The following is a 19,522-nucleotide window of genomic DNA, read 5'->3' on the forward strand; positions in this document are numbered from 1 at the left end:
CGCGAAGAATCCAACGCGGTGCATGGCACCGGCTGCGCCGGTGTTCGCGGCTGAAGCCGCTCCCACAGAGTCCCTGCTAATTCAATGAGTCATGTGCAGTTCTATGAGAGCTGGCATGCCGGCGATGGGGCCAGAGCAAGCAGCGCAAGACAGTAAGCTCAGGGGGCGGTTCTCGACTCCAGATCCATTTCCGCTGGCCACGCTACTCGGGGTGCCAGGCGCAGGGCGAACTCACACCAGAGCACATCGTTGTGATCCTTGGGGGGGCCGGGTGGTGGCAGGGCTGAGGGGCCTTCCTGCATGTAGGTGCAGATGTAGGCCCAGGCATGCTGGTCGGCACCCATCGTACTCAGGTGAAAACGGTCGATGACGTTGTTCGTGCCCGGCGCGACGATGGGCAACATGACACCCCATTTGAAAATGACCCCACCGTTTGGCAGGGCGCCGGTTTGTGACCAGCGCTCGGCGCGGACTTGGGACCAGTCGTAACTGACCGGCACGACCTTGCCTTTGTCGAAGGGGTTCCACCATTGGCGTTTGAAGTTGTAGGCGTAGATTTTCTGGCGTGCACGGTTGAACCTGATGGGTAGGTCGCGAGGGGGGCATATATCAACTTGGTATCCAAAAAATGTACACCAGACGCCAAGGAGCAGTACAAGAATTCCAATGATGACTAGCTCTATGCTGCCAATACTCCAGCTTTTGAAGATCATGTGAGGAACCTGCAGCGTAAATATGGCCGCAGGTACGGAGAGTGCCGAGAGGATACCTCTAGGTGAAATAGGAGACCGAGGCACTTCAAGGTAAATCGTATCTTGATGGTTTGGTATCTGCCTGCCCAAATTCCTGTCAACGGCTGGAGGAGTGGCTGGGCCAGGCAGATCCTCCTTCCAGCCAGCGCAAGGAGGGACTAGTAATGGGGAGGCCAATTGAGGTGCTCCAAAGATCTGATGTTGTTCTCTGTCATTGTTATCTGTGCTCGAGCTGACTTGTAATCAGGACCAGGCCAATAAACAAGGCAAGTCCAGCTTCCATTGATAAGCGTTCAGTAGAAAGCCTACGGCCACCGTACTGCTATCACTGATGACTGTTTCACTTTCCCTCTGTTCCAACCTCAGGGGGCGGTTCTCGACTCCAGATCCATTTCCGTTGGCCACGCTACTCGGGGGGCCAAGCGCAGGGCGAACTCACACCAGAGAATATCGTCATGGTCTTTAGGTGTGCCGGGCGGGGGTAGTGCCGAGGGGCCTTCTTGCATGTAGGTGCAGATATAGGCCCACGTAAGCTCATCGGTACCCATCATACTCAGGTGGAAACGATCGATAACATTGTTCGTGCCCGGTGCGACGATTGAAAGCATGACGCCCCATCTGACAATGAGCCCACTTCTGGTTTGTGCCCACAATTCAGCTCGGACTTGCGACCAGTCGTAACTCACGGCTGCGATTTTGCCCATGTCGAAAGGATTCCACCACTGGCGCATAAAGTTGTAGGCGTAGATTTTTTGGCGGAGGCGGTTGAATCTGATAGGTTCGTCGAGTGGTGGCGTAGTATCAATAAGAATTCCTGTGGCAACTCCCCAGGTTATCAGCATGAGCTCAAGGGTCGAATATATTATGGATTCTGGATTTTTGATGTCGAGTGAGGAGAGCATTAAATAAATATTGAGCGTGAGTGGAATGCATAGTATCACGGTAAGTATTGAGCTTGCACATCGCGGTGTAGTGCTTTGTCGGGCGATCTCTAAGTAGATTGCACACTGATGATTCGGTGCTTGTTTTTTCATGAGGGGTTCTACAGTAGGCGACTCACAAGGTGTGGGTAGGTCCTTTATCCAGCGTGGGCTAGGTGGATTTAATAGTGGGCGATTCATATTGTCAGAGGTCCTTGATTTTTATTTTATTTTCTTTGATCTCCAGGCGTGCATTACCTGTATCGTCATTTTTATTCGGGCGATAATCTAAGATGAATTTGATGTCGCGAATGTGGTGGTTGTCATGCAGCGGTAAGGAATATTGGGTGGTAAATACTCCTCGTTCGCTGTCGAATTTGCTCAGGTGTCGTTTGCCATTGTCAAGTGGAAAAATATTTACATTGCTGGGTTGTGTGATCGTTAGTGCGGAGTTTGGTGCGCTCTCGCCTGAGAGGATTATTGTGTTTTCGTGTAACCCGGATTGATAAAGATGTAATTCCCAGCGGTAGTAAGATCGGTTGGTTTGATAGTTTGGTAAGGTAAAGTGGAAGTCGAGCATGAAAACTGCAGGTACCGCGTGACCATCGCTAATGATCGTTCCTTCCGGAGCGGCAGTATCAAGATGAACATTCGATGCCAAGCTAAGGTTGACTCTAGCATCTGCCTGGACACCAAGAGTTGCGGCATTGAGAGCTCCAATCGCAGCGTCAAGATGCTCGGCTTCGGACCACGCACGTTGCGCTGTTGGAATGCCCCATCTACAGCGCCTTGACCATAGCTCCGTAGGCGTTGACTCTTTCCGTTTTGCTATTGTGGCTAATGTGTATGTGGCCAGTACTAGCACTATCGTAATGCCAAGGGGGCCGAGCAGAGCGGCTTTTCCGAATGCCACAGCTACTCCAGAAAGTGTCGATAGAAACGCTGTTGCGCTGGCAATACGATATTTTGATGAGGCCGTATTGTCGCCATTTTCAATTGTGCGGAAAGTTGCAAAGGCATACTGGGCTCCATCCATGAGGCCTGCCATAGCTGTGATGGCACCACCATACCTGGCTAATTTGCTTGCCAACGATGAATTGGTGATTGTTCCAGGCCATTCTGGATTGGGACGTACCAGCGCTATGGTGAAACCTGCTGTTTCAACACTTGCCCCAAGTACCCCAAGCGATGATGACCAGATTGTTGCGAGCACCTCCGGGTTGTTTGTATTTGTTTCATGCAGCGCTCGATAGTTCTTGCCCAGGCTGTCCTGCTGAAACCATATACTGCCCAAGGTAAGGAGCAGGCCTACACTTCCGGTACTAGTCGCCGCATCCCGCATGCTGCGCATAGCATCACTCGCCATGTTTTGTGCGGCTATCGAGCTGATTTTCAAACCATCGGAAACCTGCGCACGCAGCGTACCCGCACCAATCGCAACATTGCGTACCAGCGCCCCGACGCCGCCGGCTGCACCCTCGCGCAACTGCACCAACCGCGCCTGCAAACTCTCGGCGCTTTCCAACGTCCAGAGCATCACCTCGATCATCTGGCTACGGTTACCCGCTGCCGCAATATTGATCGCGCCACTCAGCACCATGGCCCGCACCTTGCGGCCCAGTGGGTCACGGAACTGCTTGTCTACCTGCTGCAGAAACGCATCGGTCCGCGCCTCCAGGGCTTCATTGAGCAGGCTCATGTATTCGCCCACTGTCAGCGACACCCGCAGCGGCGTTACCTGCTGCCCCGCAAACAGGGCAAACGCCGAGCGATGCACATGGCCGATCAGGGTCTTGGTCCGTTCACTCAGGTGCTGGCTGAGCGCATTCCCGGCGCTGTTGGTCGCGGCCAGCAACTGGCCAACGGCATCCTGTATCGGCTTGATCATCAGCAACTGGCCATCGGCGGTACCGGCGATGCCCTTGATGATGTCGTACACCTTGCCGAAGTCGTCCCCGGACAGCGCGCTGGCCACCTGCTGCATCAGCTTCTGGTTCTTGGCCAGTAGTGCCTGGTAAAGCAGGCTGCGGTCGTCTTCCAGCAGCTGCTGCCAGATATGCTGGGTGATCCCGAGCGGCTGACCCTCCTGCGGCAGGGTTTCAGTGGGCCCGCCGGCCAGGCAGGCGGCCATCATCTGGATGAAGTACTCCACCGAAACAGGGGAGGTCGCGTCATAGTCGTAGTAGCCGATCTGCTGAAACGCCCGCTTGGCATAGTGCCGCGCATACAGATCGCCAACCTGGTCGATCATCGACTGCCAGTTTTTCAGTTCGCGGTCGTAATCGGCCTGGAACGCGGCGCGGGCGCTTTCGTCGTAACGCTCTTCCAGCCGCTCGCGGGCGTCCTGCTGCTTGCGCGCGGTGTTGCGTTCGGTCTGCGCGTCGATGTCCATCGGCGGCAGATAAGCCTTGGCCGCGATCGGGCTGTCGTTCCATTGCTCGACCTGCCGGGCTTCCCGCTGCGCGTCCTCGGCACCCTGCACGGCCGCCATGGCAGCGTGCAATTCGCGGATGCCCAGTAGTGCTTGCGAGGTGAAGTATTCGAAGTGCCGCTGCGGCTGCGCCCGCCATTCCTGCAGGGCCTGCACCCAGCCAGTGCGTTGCGCGTTGAGCTCCATGACCATGCCGACCGGGTCGGGCAGCGTCAGCGCCAGCAGGCCATTGGGCAGTTGTTCCTGCTGGATGACATTGCGCACATGCGTGCGGGTTTCATGCCAGCGGCCCAGGCGGCTGTAAAAGCCATGAACGCTGGTAAACCTGGCAGAGGAAAAGGTGGAAAACTCCAGCACCTGTTCCAGGCCGAAGCGGAAGCTGTCGGTCATGGCGATGCCGAGGCTGGCAGGGTCGTTGCGTGCGGTGTTCAGGTCCACCTCGACGAAGCGGGCGAGGGTGCCCGGGTCACTGTCGGCGATGCCTTGCCGATAGCGGTCGAGTACCGCACGGGGCCAGGGGTCGTTGGCGAAGGCGATCCAGGCCTTGCGGTAGAGCAGGGTATCGATGTTGATGAACGAGGCGATTACATCGTGGCCTTCGGTGGCGCATGCCTTGGGTAACGACCTGGGTGGCCCGAAGGGCATCTGCGATACCGGAAAGCGCTGCAAGGTACCTTCCGCCGCTACCTCGTAGGCCTGCCAGATTTCCTGGTCGAGCAGTACGTAGACATAACCCTGGCGCAGGAGGCGCAACTGGTCGGTGTGCATCGGGTGGAAGATGATTTCGCTATCGTCTGCCAGGCGATAGGGGCGCCCTGTATCCGGGCGCGGGGCGTAGGCCTCGCGCAGCAGCAGAATTGGCAGGCCGGAGCGTTCGCAGGCATTACAGGTGCCGTAGGTGTTGGGGATCTCTTCCTGCATGGCGATGTGGATGGCTTTGCTGATGCTCATGAGTAACTCCTTGCCTTCGGCAGGCCGGCGACGATGTGCGACCAGGTGCAGTCGTCGTAGCTGGCGAAGCGGTCCGCCAGGCGTTGCTCGCCGGCCGCTGCCTTTTCCACCTCGTGCTGGATGGTCGGGTGCTGAAGGAGCAGTGGGTGGATCATGAGCATGTGCAGGCTCATGCACTGGATATCGGCGCGGTCGCGCAGGCCCTGCTTGAACGCCTTGAGGATCAGGTTCATGGCATGGGTGGGGGCGTTTTCCGGCAAGCCTGAGGAACCTGCGAAGTGCCAGGGTGCATGGGGATGCTGCACGGCACTCAGGCGATGCCAGGCGCCGAGCAGTTGAATGATCTGTGGTGCGACGTGCTGGGTCGCCCTTACGGCCTCGGGGACGGCCAGTTCGCCAGCCATGGGTTCTCGCTCGAATACCTCGCAACTGCCACAACCATCGGGATGTAGCCAGCTGCGAACAGGCCCGAGGACTTCGCCTGCGTTTTTCAGAGTCGCGCGCAGCAGCGCCAGCCGCACGGGTTCGAACCAGCCGGTGATACCGTGCGGTTCTGGTTGACGCAGCACCTGACACTGCTGGCTGATGTGCTGGGCGATGAGGTCGGCGGGTTGATCGCTGATCAGCCAGCCACACACGTAGTGCCAGGTAGCTGCCGATTCACGAGCGGCGCAGGTCGCGCTTAATGGGGCAAGGGCTGTGGGCGCATCGCCGGGTTTGGCGAGCCGCACCAGAGCTGGCCAGCACTCAGGATCCTGCACCAGCCCGCTGCAGTCGACGCGCGTTACGGCATCACTACCCAGCGCTTCGCTGAGGGCAGCGATGGCCAGCGGGTGCTCAGGCGGGCAGCCGGCGAATGGGTCCAGTAAAAGGTAGAGGGCCTCTTCTGGTTGGCGCTGCTGGTTGGCGAAGTGATCGACCGACTGCACGTAGCCCTGCGCGGACTGGCTCGACATGAGAAGTTCCTTTTCTTCTTGATGGCGAGCAGAAACCTAACGGGGAATCAATGCCGCAGGTAGTTATTGGCTTCCTAACCAGTTGTAGGATTTTTCGCTTTCGGACGAGGCAGTCGTATTGCTCAGGACCTCGGGGATTCTGTTTCAAAGCATTGGCGCATCACGTCAAGGTAACGCCGGGCGCCCAGGCCCAACGGGCGCGACTTGACCCAGATGATGTCCACCCACAAGCGCAACCGGCTGGCCATGTTGTCGAAGCGCACCTCCGCCAGCGCGCCCGAAGCAATCAATGGCTCGACCAACGGCTGCGGCAGGTAGGCCCAACCGAGCCCCGATTGCACCAGGTCCAGCGTGGCCAGGTAGCTGTCGGTCAGCCAGATGCGCCGCGACAGCACCATGCGCGGGTCCGACCCGGTGGCCTTGCCCGAAGCCACGATGATTTGCCGCTGTTCGGCGAAAGCCTCTTCCGGCAATGGCATGCCGTTGTTCTGCCCGGCTGGATGGCGGGGGGAGGCGACGGCCACCAGCAACTGGCTGCCGGCTTCCAGGAATGACTCGCGCTCGTCGATGCCAGGCCGTTCGAAGACCAGTGCCAGTTGCACGCTGCCGTCATGCAGCAGGCGGATGGCTTCTGCCTGGGTGGCCGAGCGCACTTCGATTTCCAGGCTGGGAAATTCCTGGGCGAGGGTTTCCAGCGGCTGGCTCCAGCGGCCGGTCTGCAGTTCGGGGGCCATGGCGATGGTCAGGCGCTTTTCCAGGCCCTTGTGCAGTTGCAGGGCCTGGGCGTCGAGCAGGTTGAGCTGGCAGATCACCTGCCTGGCCTGGGGTTCCAGGGCCAGGGCGGCACTGGTGGGCAAGGCTTTGCGCGTGGCCCGGTCGAACAGCACCAGGTCCAGCTCAGCCTCCAGTTGGGCGATGGCCATGCTCACGGCCGAAGGCACACGCCCCAGCTTGCGCGCGGCGGCAGAGAATGAGCCTGCCTCCAGCACCGCGAGGAAGATTGCCAGGGAGTCGCTGGTAAAGGCCATTGTCAGTAAACCTGATGACGAGGGAGTGTTATGGAAGAAAATTATGGGGCTTTTATTTGAGAATGCACCAGGGTGCCGAGCGGTTCGGCGGGGGATTGTCAGCGCCTGTGAGATCGAGCGCCGCCCGCGCGGCGCTTCGCAGCACAAGGCTGCTCCTACATTTGTTTCGGGCCAGTAATGCCTGTACCAGTGCACGCGACCGCCTTGTTTGCCCGACACGATATCGAGGTGGACACCAAGGGGCCGCGCGCCCTCGCCTCAGGATTTATTGGCCCGAAACAAATGTAGGAGCAGCCTTGTGCTGCGAAGCGCCGCGCGGGCGGCGCTCGATCTCACAGGCGCTGAAAAACCAAAGCCAAGCACCTACAGCCCTTCACCCAGCACCCGATCAATGCTGTCGACAAAGTAGTCCACGCTCGCCCGGGTGGTGCACATCGGCGGCTTGATCTTGAGGATGTTCAGGTAATCACCGGTCGGCTGCATGAAGATGCCCAGGTCACGCAGGCGGTTGCACAGGGCCATGGTTTCCTCGGTTGCCGGTTCCAGCGTTGCGCGGTCGCGCACCAGTTCCAGCCCCAGGTAGAAGCCCGAACCATGTGCCGCGCCGGCCAGCGGATGCTTGTCCACCAGTGCCTGCAGGCGCGCCTTGAAATAGCGCCCGGTGTCGCGGGCGTTGTCCCACAGGCCTTCTTCCTGCATCACATCCAGCACCGCCATGCCGATGCGGCAGCTGACCGGGCTGCCGCCGGCCGAGGAGAAGAAGTAGCCCTCGGCCTCCAGCGCTTCGGCGATCTCGCGGCGGGTGATGACTACGCCCAGTGGCTGGCCGTTGCCCATGCCCTTGGCCATGGTGATGATGTCGGGCACCACGCCCTGTTCCTCGAAGCCCCAGAAGTACTCGCCCAGGCGGCCATAGCCGACCTGCACTTCGTCGGCGATGCACACGCCGCCCCGGGCGCGGACCTTGGCATAGGCCTCGCGCAGGTAACCCGCCGGCAACGAAATACCACCGGCATTGCCGTACACCGGCTCGCAGATGATGCCCGCCAACTGGCGGCCACGGGCGTCGAGGTCGGCCAGCTTGGCGTCGACGTCGCGCAGGTAGTCGGTGGCGCTGTCGGCGCCACGGAAGCGGCCGCGGAAGGTGTTCGGCGCCTCGACCGGGTGCACCCAGTCCGGGCGGGTTTCCAGGGCCAGCGGGTTGTCGGCGATGGAAGTGGAAATGGCATCGGTGGCCACCGACCAGCCGTGGTAGGCCTCCAGCACGCTGAGCAGGTCGCGCCCGCCGCTGTAGGCCCAGGCCAGGCGAATCGCCAGGTCGTTGGCTTCGGTGCCGCTGTTGACCATGAACACCCGGTCGAAGCCTTCGGGTGCCAGCTCCAGCAGGCGTTCGGAGAACTCGGTGATGGCCGCGTAGTGGAAGCGCGAGTTAGTGTTCAGCAGCGACCACTGCCGTGCCGACTCGGCGACCATGCGCGGGTGGCCGTGGCCCAGCACCGCGACGTTGTTGAGCATGTCCAGGTACGAGCGGCCCTGCATGTCGATCAGGTAGTTGCGCCAGCCGCGTTCGATGTGAGGCGGTTGCGCGTAGTAGTGCTTCTGCGAGCGGGCGAAGCTGGCATCGCGGCGGGCCAGCAGGGCCTGTGGGTCGGGCAGCGGCTCGGCATTGCAGTCGAAGCCCAGCAACGCAGCTGGCGACGGGCACAGGGCCAGCCAGGCGGTCGCCTGGGATGGGGTGGCGAAGAACGGCGGCTGAATGCCGCTATCCAGGCACAGCTGCACGCTGAGGAAGCCACAACTGCTGCCCAGCGACTGGCCTTTTTCCACGGCCTGGCCATCTGCAGGCGCGTCTTCCAGGCCTTGCAGCCACAATGCCCAGTGCGCGCTGCGCAGGCAGCCTCGGCCGTCGCCATGGCGCTGCCAGGTGCCGGCATCTGGCGCTTGCACCAGGCTGCCGTTGGGTACATGCAGCTCGACGCCCAGGGCACAGGTGGCGGGCTCTTCGGGGCGGTCGATATGGGTTTGCGACAGGCGATACTGCCCGTGCAGGCTGCAGGCGGGGGCCGGTTGCGTGGTCAGCAGGTGCTGGTCGAAGCCTGGTTGCTCCCAGTTGCCCGCCTCGCAATGCTCGCTGAGCACGCCCAGGTCGATGCGCGTCACAACTTGCCCATCCAGTTCCGGGAGCAGGGGGGCGCAGCCGCTCAGGTCCGGCGTGGCAGGCTGCAAGCCCGCAGCCTGCAGGATGGCCGCTTCCATCAATGCGAAAGGTACGGCGGTGGCCGTGTCGAAGATTTCCCATTCATGGGCGATGTTGTCGCGGGTGTACTGGTTGCCAGGGTCGACGGCGAGCTGTTGCTCGCTGCTCAGCACCAGCACGGCGGCGCGGTTGAGCACCAGTGGCCACAGCGCCCGCAGTTCGGCTTCGCTCAGAGGGTAGAGCGCTTGGTAGGCACGCACGGCCGGCAGGATGCGCAGCGGGTCGCCCTCAGCGTGGTGCAACAGCGCCGCGCAGGTCACCGACAGGTCGGCGATGCGCCAGGTGCGCAACAGGTCGCCGAAATCGATCACCCCTTGCAGCTGCCACTGGCGCTCGCCATCGCGGGCCCAGACGGCGTTGTCGTCGGTGATGTCCAGGTGCACGGCCTGGCTTGGCAGCTGGTCGACCAGCGGCGCCAGGTGCTCGGCGGCCAGCTGGGTGGCCTGCTCGATGCGGGCGCGTTGCTCGGCGTTGCCCAGCACGGGCAGCAGGTGCTGGATCAGTGCCTGGGCATGTTGCGGGTCCCATTGCAGGGTGCGCGTCAGGCCCGGGTGGTCGAAAGTGGCCAAGGCCTTGTCCAGCCGCGCGCAGAGCCCGCCGAGCTCGGCCATCAGGCGTGGTTCCATGTGCTTGAGGCGGGTCAGTGGCTGGCCGTCGATGTAGTCGAGCAGGCGCATGCGCAGCGGTTGCCCGTCTATTTCCAACGCCAGCAGCATCTGGCCATCGCTGGCCGGGCGCACGGCGGGCACTGGCAAGCCCTGTTCGCGCAGGTAGGCCAGGGCCGCGTGCTGGGCCTCGAGCTCCAGCTGGGCGTAGCTGCCGTGGCAGGCCTTGAGCACGAAACGGCCTTGTGGTGCGTCTACACGGAAGTTCAGGTCCTGTTGGCTGCCCAGTGCCGTCAGGTTGCCGGCAATGCCGTAATGCGTTTGCAGCACGGCATGTGCCTGGGCTTCGCCGAGTGCAGGGCTGGGCAGGCCGGAGCGCTGGATCAGCGTGGTCAGGGCAGGGGAGGCGGGCTGGTGTTGTGGGCTGGACATGGGGCTCTACCGTTGCTGCTGGGGTTGACGGTGGAGAATTTATGCCCGATCTGGCTGATGATGGAAGACGATTGTTGTCAGAAAATTTGATGATGGCTTTCGAACCGACCTGCCTGTACGCCTTTACATTAAATTATTCTCTGCCAATAATTATTGGTATTCAATAATTTCGGATAAAGCCATGATCGACATCTTCCCGCGCCGTGAACTGGCTGCCGACATGGCCAGGCAGCTGTTGAAACCGTCCGCCCTGGATATCGGCTTGAGATCAGGGCTGTTTTTCTCCGGGCTGCGCAGGACTGGCAAAACCACCTTTTTAAAGAACGACTTGATCCCTGCCCTGGAGGAAATGGGTGCATTGGTGATCTATGTCGACCTCTGGAGTGATACCCAGACCAGCCCGGTCGTGCTAGTCCTCGCCGCAGTGCGTAAAGCCCTTGCTGATCTTCAAAAACCTACCTCGGCTTTCTTGCAGAAACTCAAGGCCCTGCGTGGCGCGGAGGTCGAAGTGGCTGGGCTGAAGTTTGGTTTCAACCTGGAAACCTTGGGCACAGAGGGCGGTGTCACACTTGCGGAAGCGCTGACCGAGGTCGTGGACCAGGCCAGGACTGACGTCGTGCTGGTCGTCGACGAGGTGCAGCAGGCAATCACAACCGAGGACGGCCAACAGATGATGCTGGCGCTCAAGGCTGCGCGCGATGCCATCAATCCGCGCCCGAACACGCCAGGGCACTTCCTGTTCATCGGTACCGGCTCTCACCGGGCGATGGTCAACGAGTTGACCGCGCGGCGTAACCAGGCTTTTGCCGGTGCCACAAACGTGCCGTATCCGGTGCTGGACAGGGACTATGTCGAATTCTGGCTCAAGCGGCTCGCAAAAGATGGCCTGGGCAACTTGCCGTCGCTGGATGTCGCGGCACAGGCATTCAAAACGCTGGGCAGCAGGCCCGAGGAGTTCATTCGTGCACTTCGGCAGTTGGTTCACTCACCTGCGTCCGGGATGGGGCCGGATGAGGTGCTGCCGGTAATCGCATCAACGCTGCGTTCGGCGGCTGCTGACCTGGAACTGATGAAAGTAGAGGAGCTGGGCGTCCTGGCTGAGGCGATTTTTGCCCGGATCGCATCGGTCGAAGGCGATGCGCGTGGGGTGTTCTCCAACGAAGCGGCGGCCGAGTATTCGAAGTCTGTGGGGCGTGAAGTGCGTGTCGAAGAGATACAGCCGGTTGCCAACGAACTGCTGGCCGCTAACCTGATCATGCGTCGGGGGCATGGGCTGTATGGGGTGACCGACCCCTTTGTACAGGAGATCTGGCGCGAGCGGCAGGAGTTGTTGGGCCGGCTCTGAGCTGCATCAGCCTAGGCCTGCTGGCGTCGGATCCATCAGCGCCTTGGCTATCGCACTCAGGTAGTGGGCAGCCCAGATCATCATCGGCTTCTCGACAGTGAATTGGGTGTATTCCGTGGTCATTTTGAATCCCCTGAAAATTCTCGACTACCTGGACCGGCCTCTTCGCGGGCACGCCCGCTCCCACAGGTACTGCGCAAGTCTTGAAGCCTGTGGTGGCCCTGTGGGAGCGGGCGTGCCCGCGAAAGGGCCGGCCCTGGCTAAAACTGTCCAACTTTTCGGTGGCAGTCCAGGGATAGCGCATGGCTTGAAGCCGGCGCGGTCGGGGTGGGAGCTGGCTTGCCGGCGATGGGCTGCGCAGCAGCCCCTAAAAGTTAACTAGCCGCATCCACTTCCAAGAACGCCGCCTCCAGCAACTGCCGGGTATATGGATGCTGCGGCGCATGGAAGATCGCCTGTGCATCCCCTTGTTCCACCACATGCCCATGCTTGATCACCATCAACTGGTGGCTCAACGCCTTGACCACCGCCAGGTCATGGCTGATGAACAGGTAGGTCAGGTTGTATTTCTGCTGCAGATTGCGCAGCAATTCCACCACTTGCCGCTGCACCGTGCGGTCCAGCGCCGACGTAGGTTCATCCAGCAGGATCAGCGCCGGCTTCAATACCAACGCCCGGGCAATGGCAATGCGCTGGCGCTGCCCACCGGAAAACTCATGCGGATAGCGATGCCGCGTGCGTGGGTCCAGCCCCACTTCCTCCAGGGCCGCAATAATCGCTGCCTCCTGTTCCTGCGCCGTGCCGATGCGGTGAATGCGCAACCCTTCGCCGACAATGTCCTCCACGCACATGCGCGGGCTCAGGCTGCCGAACGGGTCCTGGAACACCACCTGCATTTCCCGGCGCAGCGGGCGCACGGCCTTCTGGTTCAGCCCTTCCAGATCCTGCCCATGAAAGCGAATGCCGCCCTGGCTGGAGATCAACCGCAAGATCGCCAACCCCAAAGTCGACTTGCCCGACCCGGACTCGCCGACAATCCCCAGCGTCTGCCCTTGCGGCAAGCTGAAGTTGATCCCGTCCACCGCCTTCACATGGTCGACCGTGCGCCGCAGCAGCCCCTTCTTGATCGGGAACCACACCTTGAGGTCATCCACCTCCAGCAATGGCGCGCCCACCGGGTTGTGCGCCGGCAGCCCGCTGGGCTCGGCATTGATCAGCATCTGTGTGTAGTGGTGCTGCGGGGCGCTGAACAGCCTGGCGCATTCGGCCTGCTCGACAATCTGCCCGTGCTGCATCACGCACACACGGTGGGCGATGCGCCGCACCAGGTTCAGGTCATGGCTGATCAGCAGCAGGGCCATGCCCAGACGCGCCTGCAGTTCCTTGAGCAGTTCGAGAATCTTCAACTGCACGGTCACGTCCAGCGCCGTGGTCGGCTCGTCCGCAATCAGCAGTTCCGGCTCGTTGGCCAGGGCCATGGCGATCATCACCCGCTGGCGCTGCCCGCCAGACAATTCATGTGGCAGGGCCTTCAGGCGCTTGCGTGGCTCGGGAATGCCGACCATCTCCAGCAGCTCCAGGGTGCGCGCCGTGGCCTCCTTGCCGGTCAGGCCCTTGTGCAGCAGGAGGATTTCGTTGATCTGCTTCTCGATGCAATGCAACGGGTTCAGCGAGGTCATCGGCTCCTGGAAGATCATCGCAATGCGGTTGCCGCGAATGCGCTGCATGGTCTTCTCGTTCTGCTGCAGCAGGTCCTTGCCCTCGTAGCGGATGCTGCCGCTGGGGTGGCGGGCCAGGGGGTAGGGCAGCAGGCGCAGGAGCGAGTGCGCGGTAACCGATTTGCCCGAGCCACTCTCGCCCACCAGTGCCAGCGTCTCACCCTTGCGGATGTCGAAGCTGATGCCGTTCACAACGCGGTGGGCCTGGTCCCCGGTGACGAACTCCACCGCCAGGTCGCGCACTTCGATCAGGTTCTGTTCACTCATGTCACTTCCTCGGGTCGAAGGCATCGCGGGCGGATTCGCCGATGAACACCAGCAGGCTCAGCATCAGCGCCAGCACGGCGAAGGCGCTGATGCCCAGCCATGGGGCCTGCAGGTTGGACTTGCCCTGGGCCACCAGCTCGCCCAGCGACGGTGCGCCCGGCGGCAGGCCGAAGCCGAGGAAGTCCAGGGCGGTGAGGGTGCCGATGGCGCCGGTGAGAATGAACGGCATGAAGGTCATGGTCGAGATCATGGCGTTCGGCAGGATGTGCCGGTACATGATCGCGCCGTTGCGCATCCCCAGGGCGCGGGCTGCGCGCACGTATTCCAGGTTGCGCCCGCGCAGGAACTCGGCGCGTACCACGTCCACCAGGCTCATCCACGAGAACAGCAGCATGATGCCCAGCAACCACCAGAAGTTGGGCTGCACGAAGCTGGCGAGAATGATCAGCAGGTACAGCACCGGCAGGCCCGACCAGACTTCCAGGAAGCGTTGCCCGGCCAGGTCGACCCAGCCGCCATAGAAGCCCTGCAAGGCGCCGGCGATCACACCGACGATGGAACTGAGCAGGGTCAGCGTCAGGGCGAACAGCACCGAAATGCGGAAGCCGTAGATCACCCGCGCCAGCACGTCGCGACCCTGGTCGTCGGTGCCCAGCCAGTTGTCCGCCGACGGTGGGGCCGGGGCGGGTACGCGCAAGTCGTAGTTGATGCTCTGGTAGCTGAACGGGATCGGTGCCCACAGCACGAAGCTGTCTTTCTTCTCCAGCAGTTCGCGGATGTACGGGCTCTTGTAGTTGGCTTCCAGCGGGAATTCGCCGCCGAAGGTGGTTTCCGGGTAGCGCTTGAACGCCGGGAAGTACCATTCGCCGTCGTAGCGCACGGCAATCGGCTTGTCGTTGGCGATCAGCTCGGCGCCCAGGCTCAGGCCGAACAGGGTCAGGAACAGCCACAGCGACCACCAGCCACGGCGGTTGGCCTTGAAGCGCTCGAAGCGCCGGCGGTTGAGGGGGGACAAGGCCATTTCAGTGCTCCCGGCTGGCGAAGTCGATGCGCGGATCGACCAGGGTGTAGGTCAGGTCGCCGATCAGTTTCACCACCAGCCCCAGCAGGGTGAAGATGAACAGGGTGCCGAAGACCACCGGGTAGTCACGGTTGATGGCTGCCTCGAAACTCATCAGGCCGAGGCCGTCGAGGCTGAAGATTACCTCGATCAGCAAGGAACCGGTGAAGAAGATGCCGATGAACGCCGAAGGGAAACCGGCAATCACCAGCAGCATGGCATTGCGGAACACATGGCCGTACAGCACCCGTGGCCGGCTCAGGCCCTTGGCCTTGGCGGTGACCACGTATTGCTTGTTGATCTCGTCGAGGAAGCTGTTCTTGGTCAGCAAGGTCATGGTGGCGAAGTTGCCGATGACCAGCGCGGTGATCGGCAGCACCAGGTGCCAGAAGTAGTCCAGCACCTTGCCGGTGGTGCTCAGCTCGTCGAAGTTGTTGGAGGTGAGGCCGCGCAGCGGGAACCAGTCGAAGTAGCTGCCGCCGGCGAACAGCACGATCAGCAGGATGGCGAACAGGAACGCCGGGATGGCATAGCCGACGATGATCGCCGAACTGGTCCACACGTCGAAATGGCTGCCGTGGCGCACGGCCTTGGCAATGCCCAGCGGGATCGACACCAGGTACATGATCAGCGTGCTCCACAGCCCCAGCGAAATCGACACAGGCATCTTCTCGATGATCAGGTCGATGACCTTGGCATCGCGGAAGAAGCTGTCGCCGAAGTCCAGCCGGGCGTAGTTCTTGATCATGATCCACAGGCGCTCGGGCGGCGACTTGTCGAAGCCGTACATGCGTTCGATCTCGGCGATCAGTGCCGGGTCCAGGCCCTGGGCGCCACGGTAGTTGGAGCCGGCCACGGACACTTCGGCACCGCCACCGGCAATGCGGCTGGTGGCGCCTTCGAAACCTTCGAGCTTGGCGATCATCTGCTCGACCGGGCCGCCGGGGGCGGCCTGGACGATGATGAAGTTGATGATCAGGATGCCGAACAGGGTCGGGATGATCAGCAGCAGGCGGCGCAGGATGTAGGCCAGCATGTTATTCGGCCTCGTCCGCAGTGGTTTCGCTGACGGCCGGGGTTACGCCGGGCTTGATCCACCAGGTGTCGATGCCGATGTCGTACTTGGGCGAGACGTCCGGGTGGCCGATGTGGTTCCAGTAGGCCACGCGCCAGGTCTTGATGTGCCAGTTGGGGATCACGTAGTAGCCCCACAGCAGTACGCGGTCGAGGGCCCGGCAGTGGTCGATCAGGCTCTGCCGCGAATCGGCATTGATCAGCTGTTCCACCAGCTGGTCGATGGCTGGGTCGCGCAGGCCGATGAAGTTGCGGCTGCCGGGGTTGTCGGCGGCGGCACTGGACCAGAACTCGCGCTGCTCGTTGCCCGGCGAGTTGGACTGCGGGTAGCCACCGACGATCATGTCGTAGTCGCGCGAACGCAAGCGGGTGATGTACTGGGACACGTCCACCCGGCGGATGTTCAGTTCGATGCCAAGGTCGGCGAGGTTGCGCTTGAACGGCAGCAGGATGCGTTCGAACTCGGTCTGTGCCAGCAGGAACTCGATGCTCACCGGCTTGCCCTGGGCGTCGACCATCTTGTCGTCGACGATTTTCCAGCCGGCTTCCTGCAGCAGCTTGTAGGCCTGGCGCTGCTGTTCGCGGATCATGCCGCTGCCGTCACTGACCGGGTTGCGGAAGGCTTCGCTGAATACTTGCTCGGGGACCTTGCCACGCAGCGGTTCGAGGATTCTCAGCTCGTTGGGGCCGGGCAGGCCGCGGGCGGCCATTTCCGAGTTTTCGAAGTAGCTGCCGGTGCGGGTGTAGGCGCCGTTGAACAGCTGCTTGTTGGTCCACTCGTAGTCCAGCAGCAGGCTCAGCGCCTGGCGCACGCGCACGTCCTGGAACACCGGGCGGCGGATGTTGAAGATGAAGCCCTGCATGCCGGTGGGGTTGCCGTTGGGCAACTCTTCCTTGATCAGGCGACCATCGCGTACGGCGGGTACGTTGTAGGCGGTGGCCCAGTTCTTCGCGCTGACTTCCAGCGCATAGTCGAACGCACCAGCCTTGAGTGCTTCCAGGGCGACGGTGGTGTCGCGGTAGGAGTCGAAGGTCATGACGTCGAAGTTGTAGAAGCCGCGGTTGATCGGCAGGTCCTTGGCCCAGTAGTCCTTGACCCGCTCGTAGCGCACCGAGCGCCCGGCCTTGACCTCGGCGACCTTGTACGGGCCGCTGCCCAGCGGGATTTCCAGGTTGCCGCGGTTGAACTCGCGGCTTTCGTACCAGTGCTTGGGCAGTACCGGCAGTTGGCCGAGAATCAGCGGCAGCTCGCGGTTGTTCTTGTGCTTGAAGGTGAACAGCACCGTCAGCGGGTCTTCGGCGACCACTTCAGCGACGTCGGCGTAGTACTGGCGGTACAGCGGCGCGCCGTCCTTGATCAGGGCATTGAAGGTGAACACCACGTCGTCGGCGCGCATCGGGTGGCCGTCGTGGAAGCGTGCCTCGGGGCGCAGGTAGAAGCGCACCCAGCTGTTGTCCGGGGCCTTTTCGATCTTGCCGGCCACCAGGCCGTACTCGGTGAACGGCTCGTCCTGGCTCTGGCGCATCAGGGTGTCGTAGATGCTGCCGATGTTCTCGGCCGGCACGCCCTTGTTGATGAACGGGTTGAGGCTGTCGAAACCGCCGAAGCTGGACTGGCGGAAGGTGCCACCCTTGGGTGCGTCAGGGTTGACGTAGGCGAAGTGCTTGAAGTCGGCGGGGTACTTGGGTGGCTCGTCGTACAGGGTGAGCGCATGTTGCGGCGCGGCCAGGGCGGGAAGGCTCAGGCAGGCAAGCAACAGGCTGCCGGCCAGCCGGCGCAGTCGGTGCGTTGGCGTCATTGGGCTTTCTCCGAAGTCTTGATCCACCAGCTGTTCAGCCCAAGGGTGTAGGGCGGCGTGGTGACGAAGGCGAACCGGTTGCGGTAGGCCAGGCGATGATTGTCGAGGTACCAGTTGGGGATCATGTAGTACTGCCATGAGAGCACGCGGTCCAGGGCGCGGGCGGCGGCGACCTGGTCATCGCGGGTACGGGCGGCGAGCAGGGTGTCGAGCAGATGGTCGACCACCGGGTCCTTGACCCCAGCATAGTTCTTGCTGCCCTTGGTGGTTGCCTGGCTGGAGTGGAAGTACAGCCACTGTTCGAGGCCCGGGCTCAGGGTCTGGTTCAGGGTCATCAGAATCATGTCGAAATCGAACTGGTCCAGGCGTTGTTTGTACTGGGCGCGGTCCACGGTACGCAAGCGCGCATCGATGCCGATGCTGGCCAGGTTTTCGACATACGGTTGCAGGATGCGTTCAAGGTTGGGGTTTACCAGCAGCAGCTCCATGCGCAGCTGCTGGCCCTTGCTGTCGACCAGGCGCTGGCCGTTCAGCTTCCAACCGGCCTCGGCGAGCAGGCCGAGGGCCTGGCGCAGGGTCTGGCGGCTGATGCCGCGGCCATCGGTCTGGCTGACCTTGTAGGGTTCGCTGAACAAGCTGGCCGGCAACTGGTCACGGAACGGCGCCAGCAGCAGCCACTCCTTGCCGGTGGGCAGGCCGGTAGCGGCGAATTCGCTGTTGGGGTAGTAGCTGGTCGAGCGGCGGTAGGCGCCGCTGAACAGCGCGCGGTTGGTCCACTCGAAGTCGAGCATCAGCCCCAGCGCCTGGCGTACCCGTGGGTCACTGAAGGTGGCCCGGCGGCTGTTCATGAACAGGCCCTGGGTTTGCGTGGGGATGCGGTGCGGGATCTGCGCCTTGATCACCTCGCCCCGGCGCACGGCCGGGAAGTTGTAGCCGTTGGCCCAGTTCTTCGCCTGGTGCTCGATATAGATGTCGAACTCGCCGGCCTTGAACGCTTCGAAGGCGACCGTGGCGTCGCGGTAGAACTCGTATTCCACGCGGTTGAAGTTGTATTTGCCACGGTTTACCGCCAGGTCCTTGCCCCAGTAGTTCTTCACCCGTTCGAACACCAGCCGGCGCCCAGGCTGGACCTGGGTGATGCGGTAGGGGCCGCTGCCCAGCGGGGGCTCGAAGGTGGTGGCCTTGAAGTCGCGCTTTTGCCAGTAGTGCTTGGGCAGCACCGGCATTTCGCCCAGGCGCAGGATCAGCAGCGGGTTGCCGGCGCGCTTGAACACGAAGCGAATGCGCAGCGGGCCGAGGATGTCAACCCGCTGCACTTCCTGCAGGTTGGTGCGGTAGATCGGGTGGCCATCCTTGAGCAGCGTGCGGAAGGAGAAGGCCACGTCTGCCGAGGTGATCGGCTTGCCGTCATGCCAGTGGGCTTCCGGGCGCAGGTTGAACACTACCCAGCTGCGGTCCTCGCTGTACTCCACCGAGCGGGCGATCAGGCCGTAGCTGGAGGTCGGCTCGTCGCCGGACGGGTCGTACTGGCCGGTGCCGACCATCAGCGGCTCGTTCAGCTCGCTGATGCCGTATTGCTGGAAATTGGGCGTGGTAATCGGGCTCGACCCCTTGAAGGTGTAGGGGTTGAGGGTGTCGAAGGTACCGAAAGCCATGGCCCGCAAGGTGCCGCCCTTGGGCGCTTGCGGGTTGACCCAGTCGAAATGGGTGAATGTGGCTGGGTACTTGAGCGTGCCGAACTGCGCGTATCCGTGGCTTTCGCTCACCATCGCGGCTGCGGGAAAGCTCAAGGCCAGGCTGAGTGACAGCAGGAGGGGACGTATCAAGTCGGCATCCGATCCAGAGGCGTTGGGCTTTGATCGGGGTACAGTAACAGCTTGGTGGGGTTGGAAAAAGAGAGGTTTTGAAGGTGGGGTTGGCGGGCGTG

Annotated in this window: 12 protein-coding genes and 1 pseudogene; 1 reads left to right on the forward strand and 12 read right to left on the reverse strand. The window is 62.0% G+C overall.

Going from position 1 to position 19,522, the window contains the following annotated elements; genetic code table 11:
- Positions 1-158: 158 nt before the first annotated feature.
- The 6 genes from ABIB24_RS08400 to ABIB24_RS08425 form a co-directional block, all read right to left on the reverse strand.
- Positions 159-713 carry a DUF6708 domain-containing protein gene (locus tag ABIB24_RS08400; RefSeq protein ID WP_274078351.1) on the reverse strand — a complete coding sequence of 185 codons (555 nt, stop codon included), beginning with the start codon at positions 711-713 and terminating at the stop codon, positions 159-161.
- Positions 714-1,114: 401 nt separating this feature from the next.
- Positions 1,115-1,786, reverse strand: coding sequence for a DUF6708 domain-containing protein (locus tag ABIB24_RS08405; RefSeq protein ID WP_256220402.1), 672 nt, complete (start codon positions 1,784-1,786; stop codon positions 1,115-1,117).
- A gap of 91 nt (positions 1,787-1,877) precedes the next feature.
- Positions 1,878-5,054, reverse strand: a complete 3,177-nt coding sequence (locus tag ABIB24_RS08410) for a T6SS effector BTH_I2691 family protein (RefSeq protein ID WP_354316309.1) — start codon at positions 5,052-5,054, stop codon at positions 1,878-1,880.
- On the reverse strand, positions 5,051-6,010 hold the full coding sequence (locus ABIB24_RS08415; protein ID WP_274079489.1) for a hypothetical protein: 960 nt from the start codon (positions 6,008-6,010) through the stop codon (positions 5,051-5,053). Before ABIB24_RS08415 ends, ABIB24_RS08410 begins: the two co-directional genes overlap by 4 nt.
- Positions 6,011-6,132: 122 nt before the next feature.
- Entirely contained in the window at positions 6,133-7,038 is a 906-nt protein-coding gene (locus ABIB24_RS08420; RefSeq protein ID WP_025339945.1) for a LysR family transcriptional regulator, read from the reverse strand.
- 363 nt (positions 7,039-7,401) lie between these two features.
- Complete coding sequence (locus ABIB24_RS08425) at positions 7,402-10,332, reverse strand: aminotransferase (protein ID WP_354316310.1); 2,931 nt, start codon at positions 10,330-10,332, stop codon at positions 7,402-7,404.
- Positions 10,333-10,513: 181 nt separating this feature from the next.
- Here ABIB24_RS08425 and ABIB24_RS08430 point away from each other — a divergent pair, with 181 nt between their 5' ends.
- Complete coding sequence (locus ABIB24_RS08430; protein ID WP_023661223.1) at positions 10,514-11,677, forward strand: P-loop NTPase fold protein; 1,164 nt, start codon at positions 10,514-10,516, stop codon at positions 11,675-11,677.
- Between the two features lie 6 nt (positions 11,678-11,683).
- Here ABIB24_RS08430 and ABIB24_RS26810 read toward each other — a convergent pair.
- The 6 genes and pseudogenes from ABIB24_RS26810 to ABIB24_RS08455 form a co-directional block, all read right to left on the reverse strand.
- Positions 11,684-11,770, reverse strand: a pseudogene (locus ABIB24_RS26810) (DUF3077 domain-containing protein); the annotation flags it as partial.
- 281 nt (positions 11,771-12,051) lie between these two features.
- The gene (locus ABIB24_RS08435; protein WP_038409989.1) at positions 12,052-13,662 is read right to left on the reverse strand and encodes an ABC transporter ATP-binding protein; all 1,611 of its coding nucleotides are present in this window, start codon (positions 13,660-13,662) and stop codon (positions 12,052-12,054) included.
- A gap of 1 nt (position 13,663) precedes the next feature.
- On the reverse strand, positions 13,664-14,683 hold the full coding sequence (locus ABIB24_RS08440) for an ABC transporter permease (protein ID WP_354316311.1): 1,020 nt from the start codon (positions 14,681-14,683) through the stop codon (positions 13,664-13,666).
- Position 14,684: 1 nt separating this feature from the next.
- Positions 14,685-15,758 (reverse strand): microcin C ABC transporter permease YejB, encoded by a 1,074-nt coding sequence (locus tag ABIB24_RS08445; RefSeq protein ID WP_009686399.1) that lies wholly within the window; start codon positions 15,756-15,758, stop codon positions 14,685-14,687.
- Between the two features lies 1 nt (position 15,759).
- Complete coding sequence (locus ABIB24_RS08450) at positions 15,760-17,595, reverse strand: extracellular solute-binding protein (protein WP_354316312.1); 1,836 nt, start codon at positions 17,593-17,595, stop codon at positions 15,760-15,762.
- Positions 17,592-19,421: an extracellular solute-binding protein gene (locus ABIB24_RS08455; protein WP_354316313.1), complete on the reverse strand. Its 1,830-nt coding sequence runs from the start codon at positions 19,419-19,421 to the stop codon at positions 17,592-17,594. Before ABIB24_RS08455 ends, ABIB24_RS08450 begins: the two co-directional genes overlap by 4 nt.
- Positions 19,422-19,522: the final 101 nt, after the last annotated feature.

The organism is Pseudomonas sp. UYEF17, assembly GCF_040546125.1.
Classification (GTDB): domain Bacteria; phylum Pseudomonadota; class Gammaproteobacteria; order Pseudomonadales; family Pseudomonadaceae; genus Aquipseudomonas; species Aquipseudomonas putida_Z.

Excerpts from the sequence above, each read along its gene's own strand:
- ABIB24_RS08400 (WP_274078351.1), bottom strand. The coding sequence starts at position 713 with ATGATCTTCAAAAGCTGGAGTATTGGCAGCATAGAGCTAGTCATCATT.
- ABIB24_RS08405 (WP_256220402.1), bottom strand. The coding sequence starts at position 1,786 with ATGAAAAAACAAGCACCGAATCATCAGTGTGCAATCTACTTAGAGATC.
- ABIB24_RS08410 (WP_354316309.1), bottom strand. The coding sequence starts at position 5,054 with ATGAGCATCAGCAAAGCCATCCACATCGCCATGCAGGAAGAGATCCCC.
- ABIB24_RS08415 (WP_274079489.1), bottom strand. The coding sequence starts at position 6,010 with ATGTCGAGCCAGTCCGCGCAGGGCTACGTGCAGTCGGTCGATCACTTC.
- ABIB24_RS08420 (WP_025339945.1), bottom strand. The coding sequence starts at position 7,038 with ATGGCCTTTACCAGCGACTCCCTGGCAATCTTCCTCGCGGTGCTGGAG.
- ABIB24_RS08425 (WP_354316310.1), bottom strand. The coding sequence starts at position 10,332 with ATGTCCAGCCCACAACACCAGCCCGCCTCCCCTGCCCTGACCACGCTG.
- ABIB24_RS08430 (WP_023661223.1), top strand. The coding sequence starts at position 10,514 with ATGATCGACATCTTCCCGCGCCGTGAACTGGCTGCCGACATGGCCAGG.
- ABIB24_RS08435 (WP_038409989.1), bottom strand. The coding sequence starts at position 13,662 with ATGAGTGAACAGAACCTGATCGAAGTGCGCGACCTGGCGGTGGAGTTC.
- ABIB24_RS08440 (WP_354316311.1), bottom strand. The coding sequence starts at position 14,683 with ATGGCCTTGTCCCCCCTCAACCGCCGGCGCTTCGAGCGCTTCAAGGCC.
- ABIB24_RS08445 (WP_009686399.1), bottom strand. The coding sequence starts at position 15,758 with ATGCTGGCCTACATCCTGCGCCGCCTGCTGCTGATCATCCCGACCCTG.
- ABIB24_RS08450 (WP_354316312.1), bottom strand. The coding sequence starts at position 17,595 with ATGACGCCAACGCACCGACTGCGCCGGCTGGCCGGCAGCCTGTTGCTT.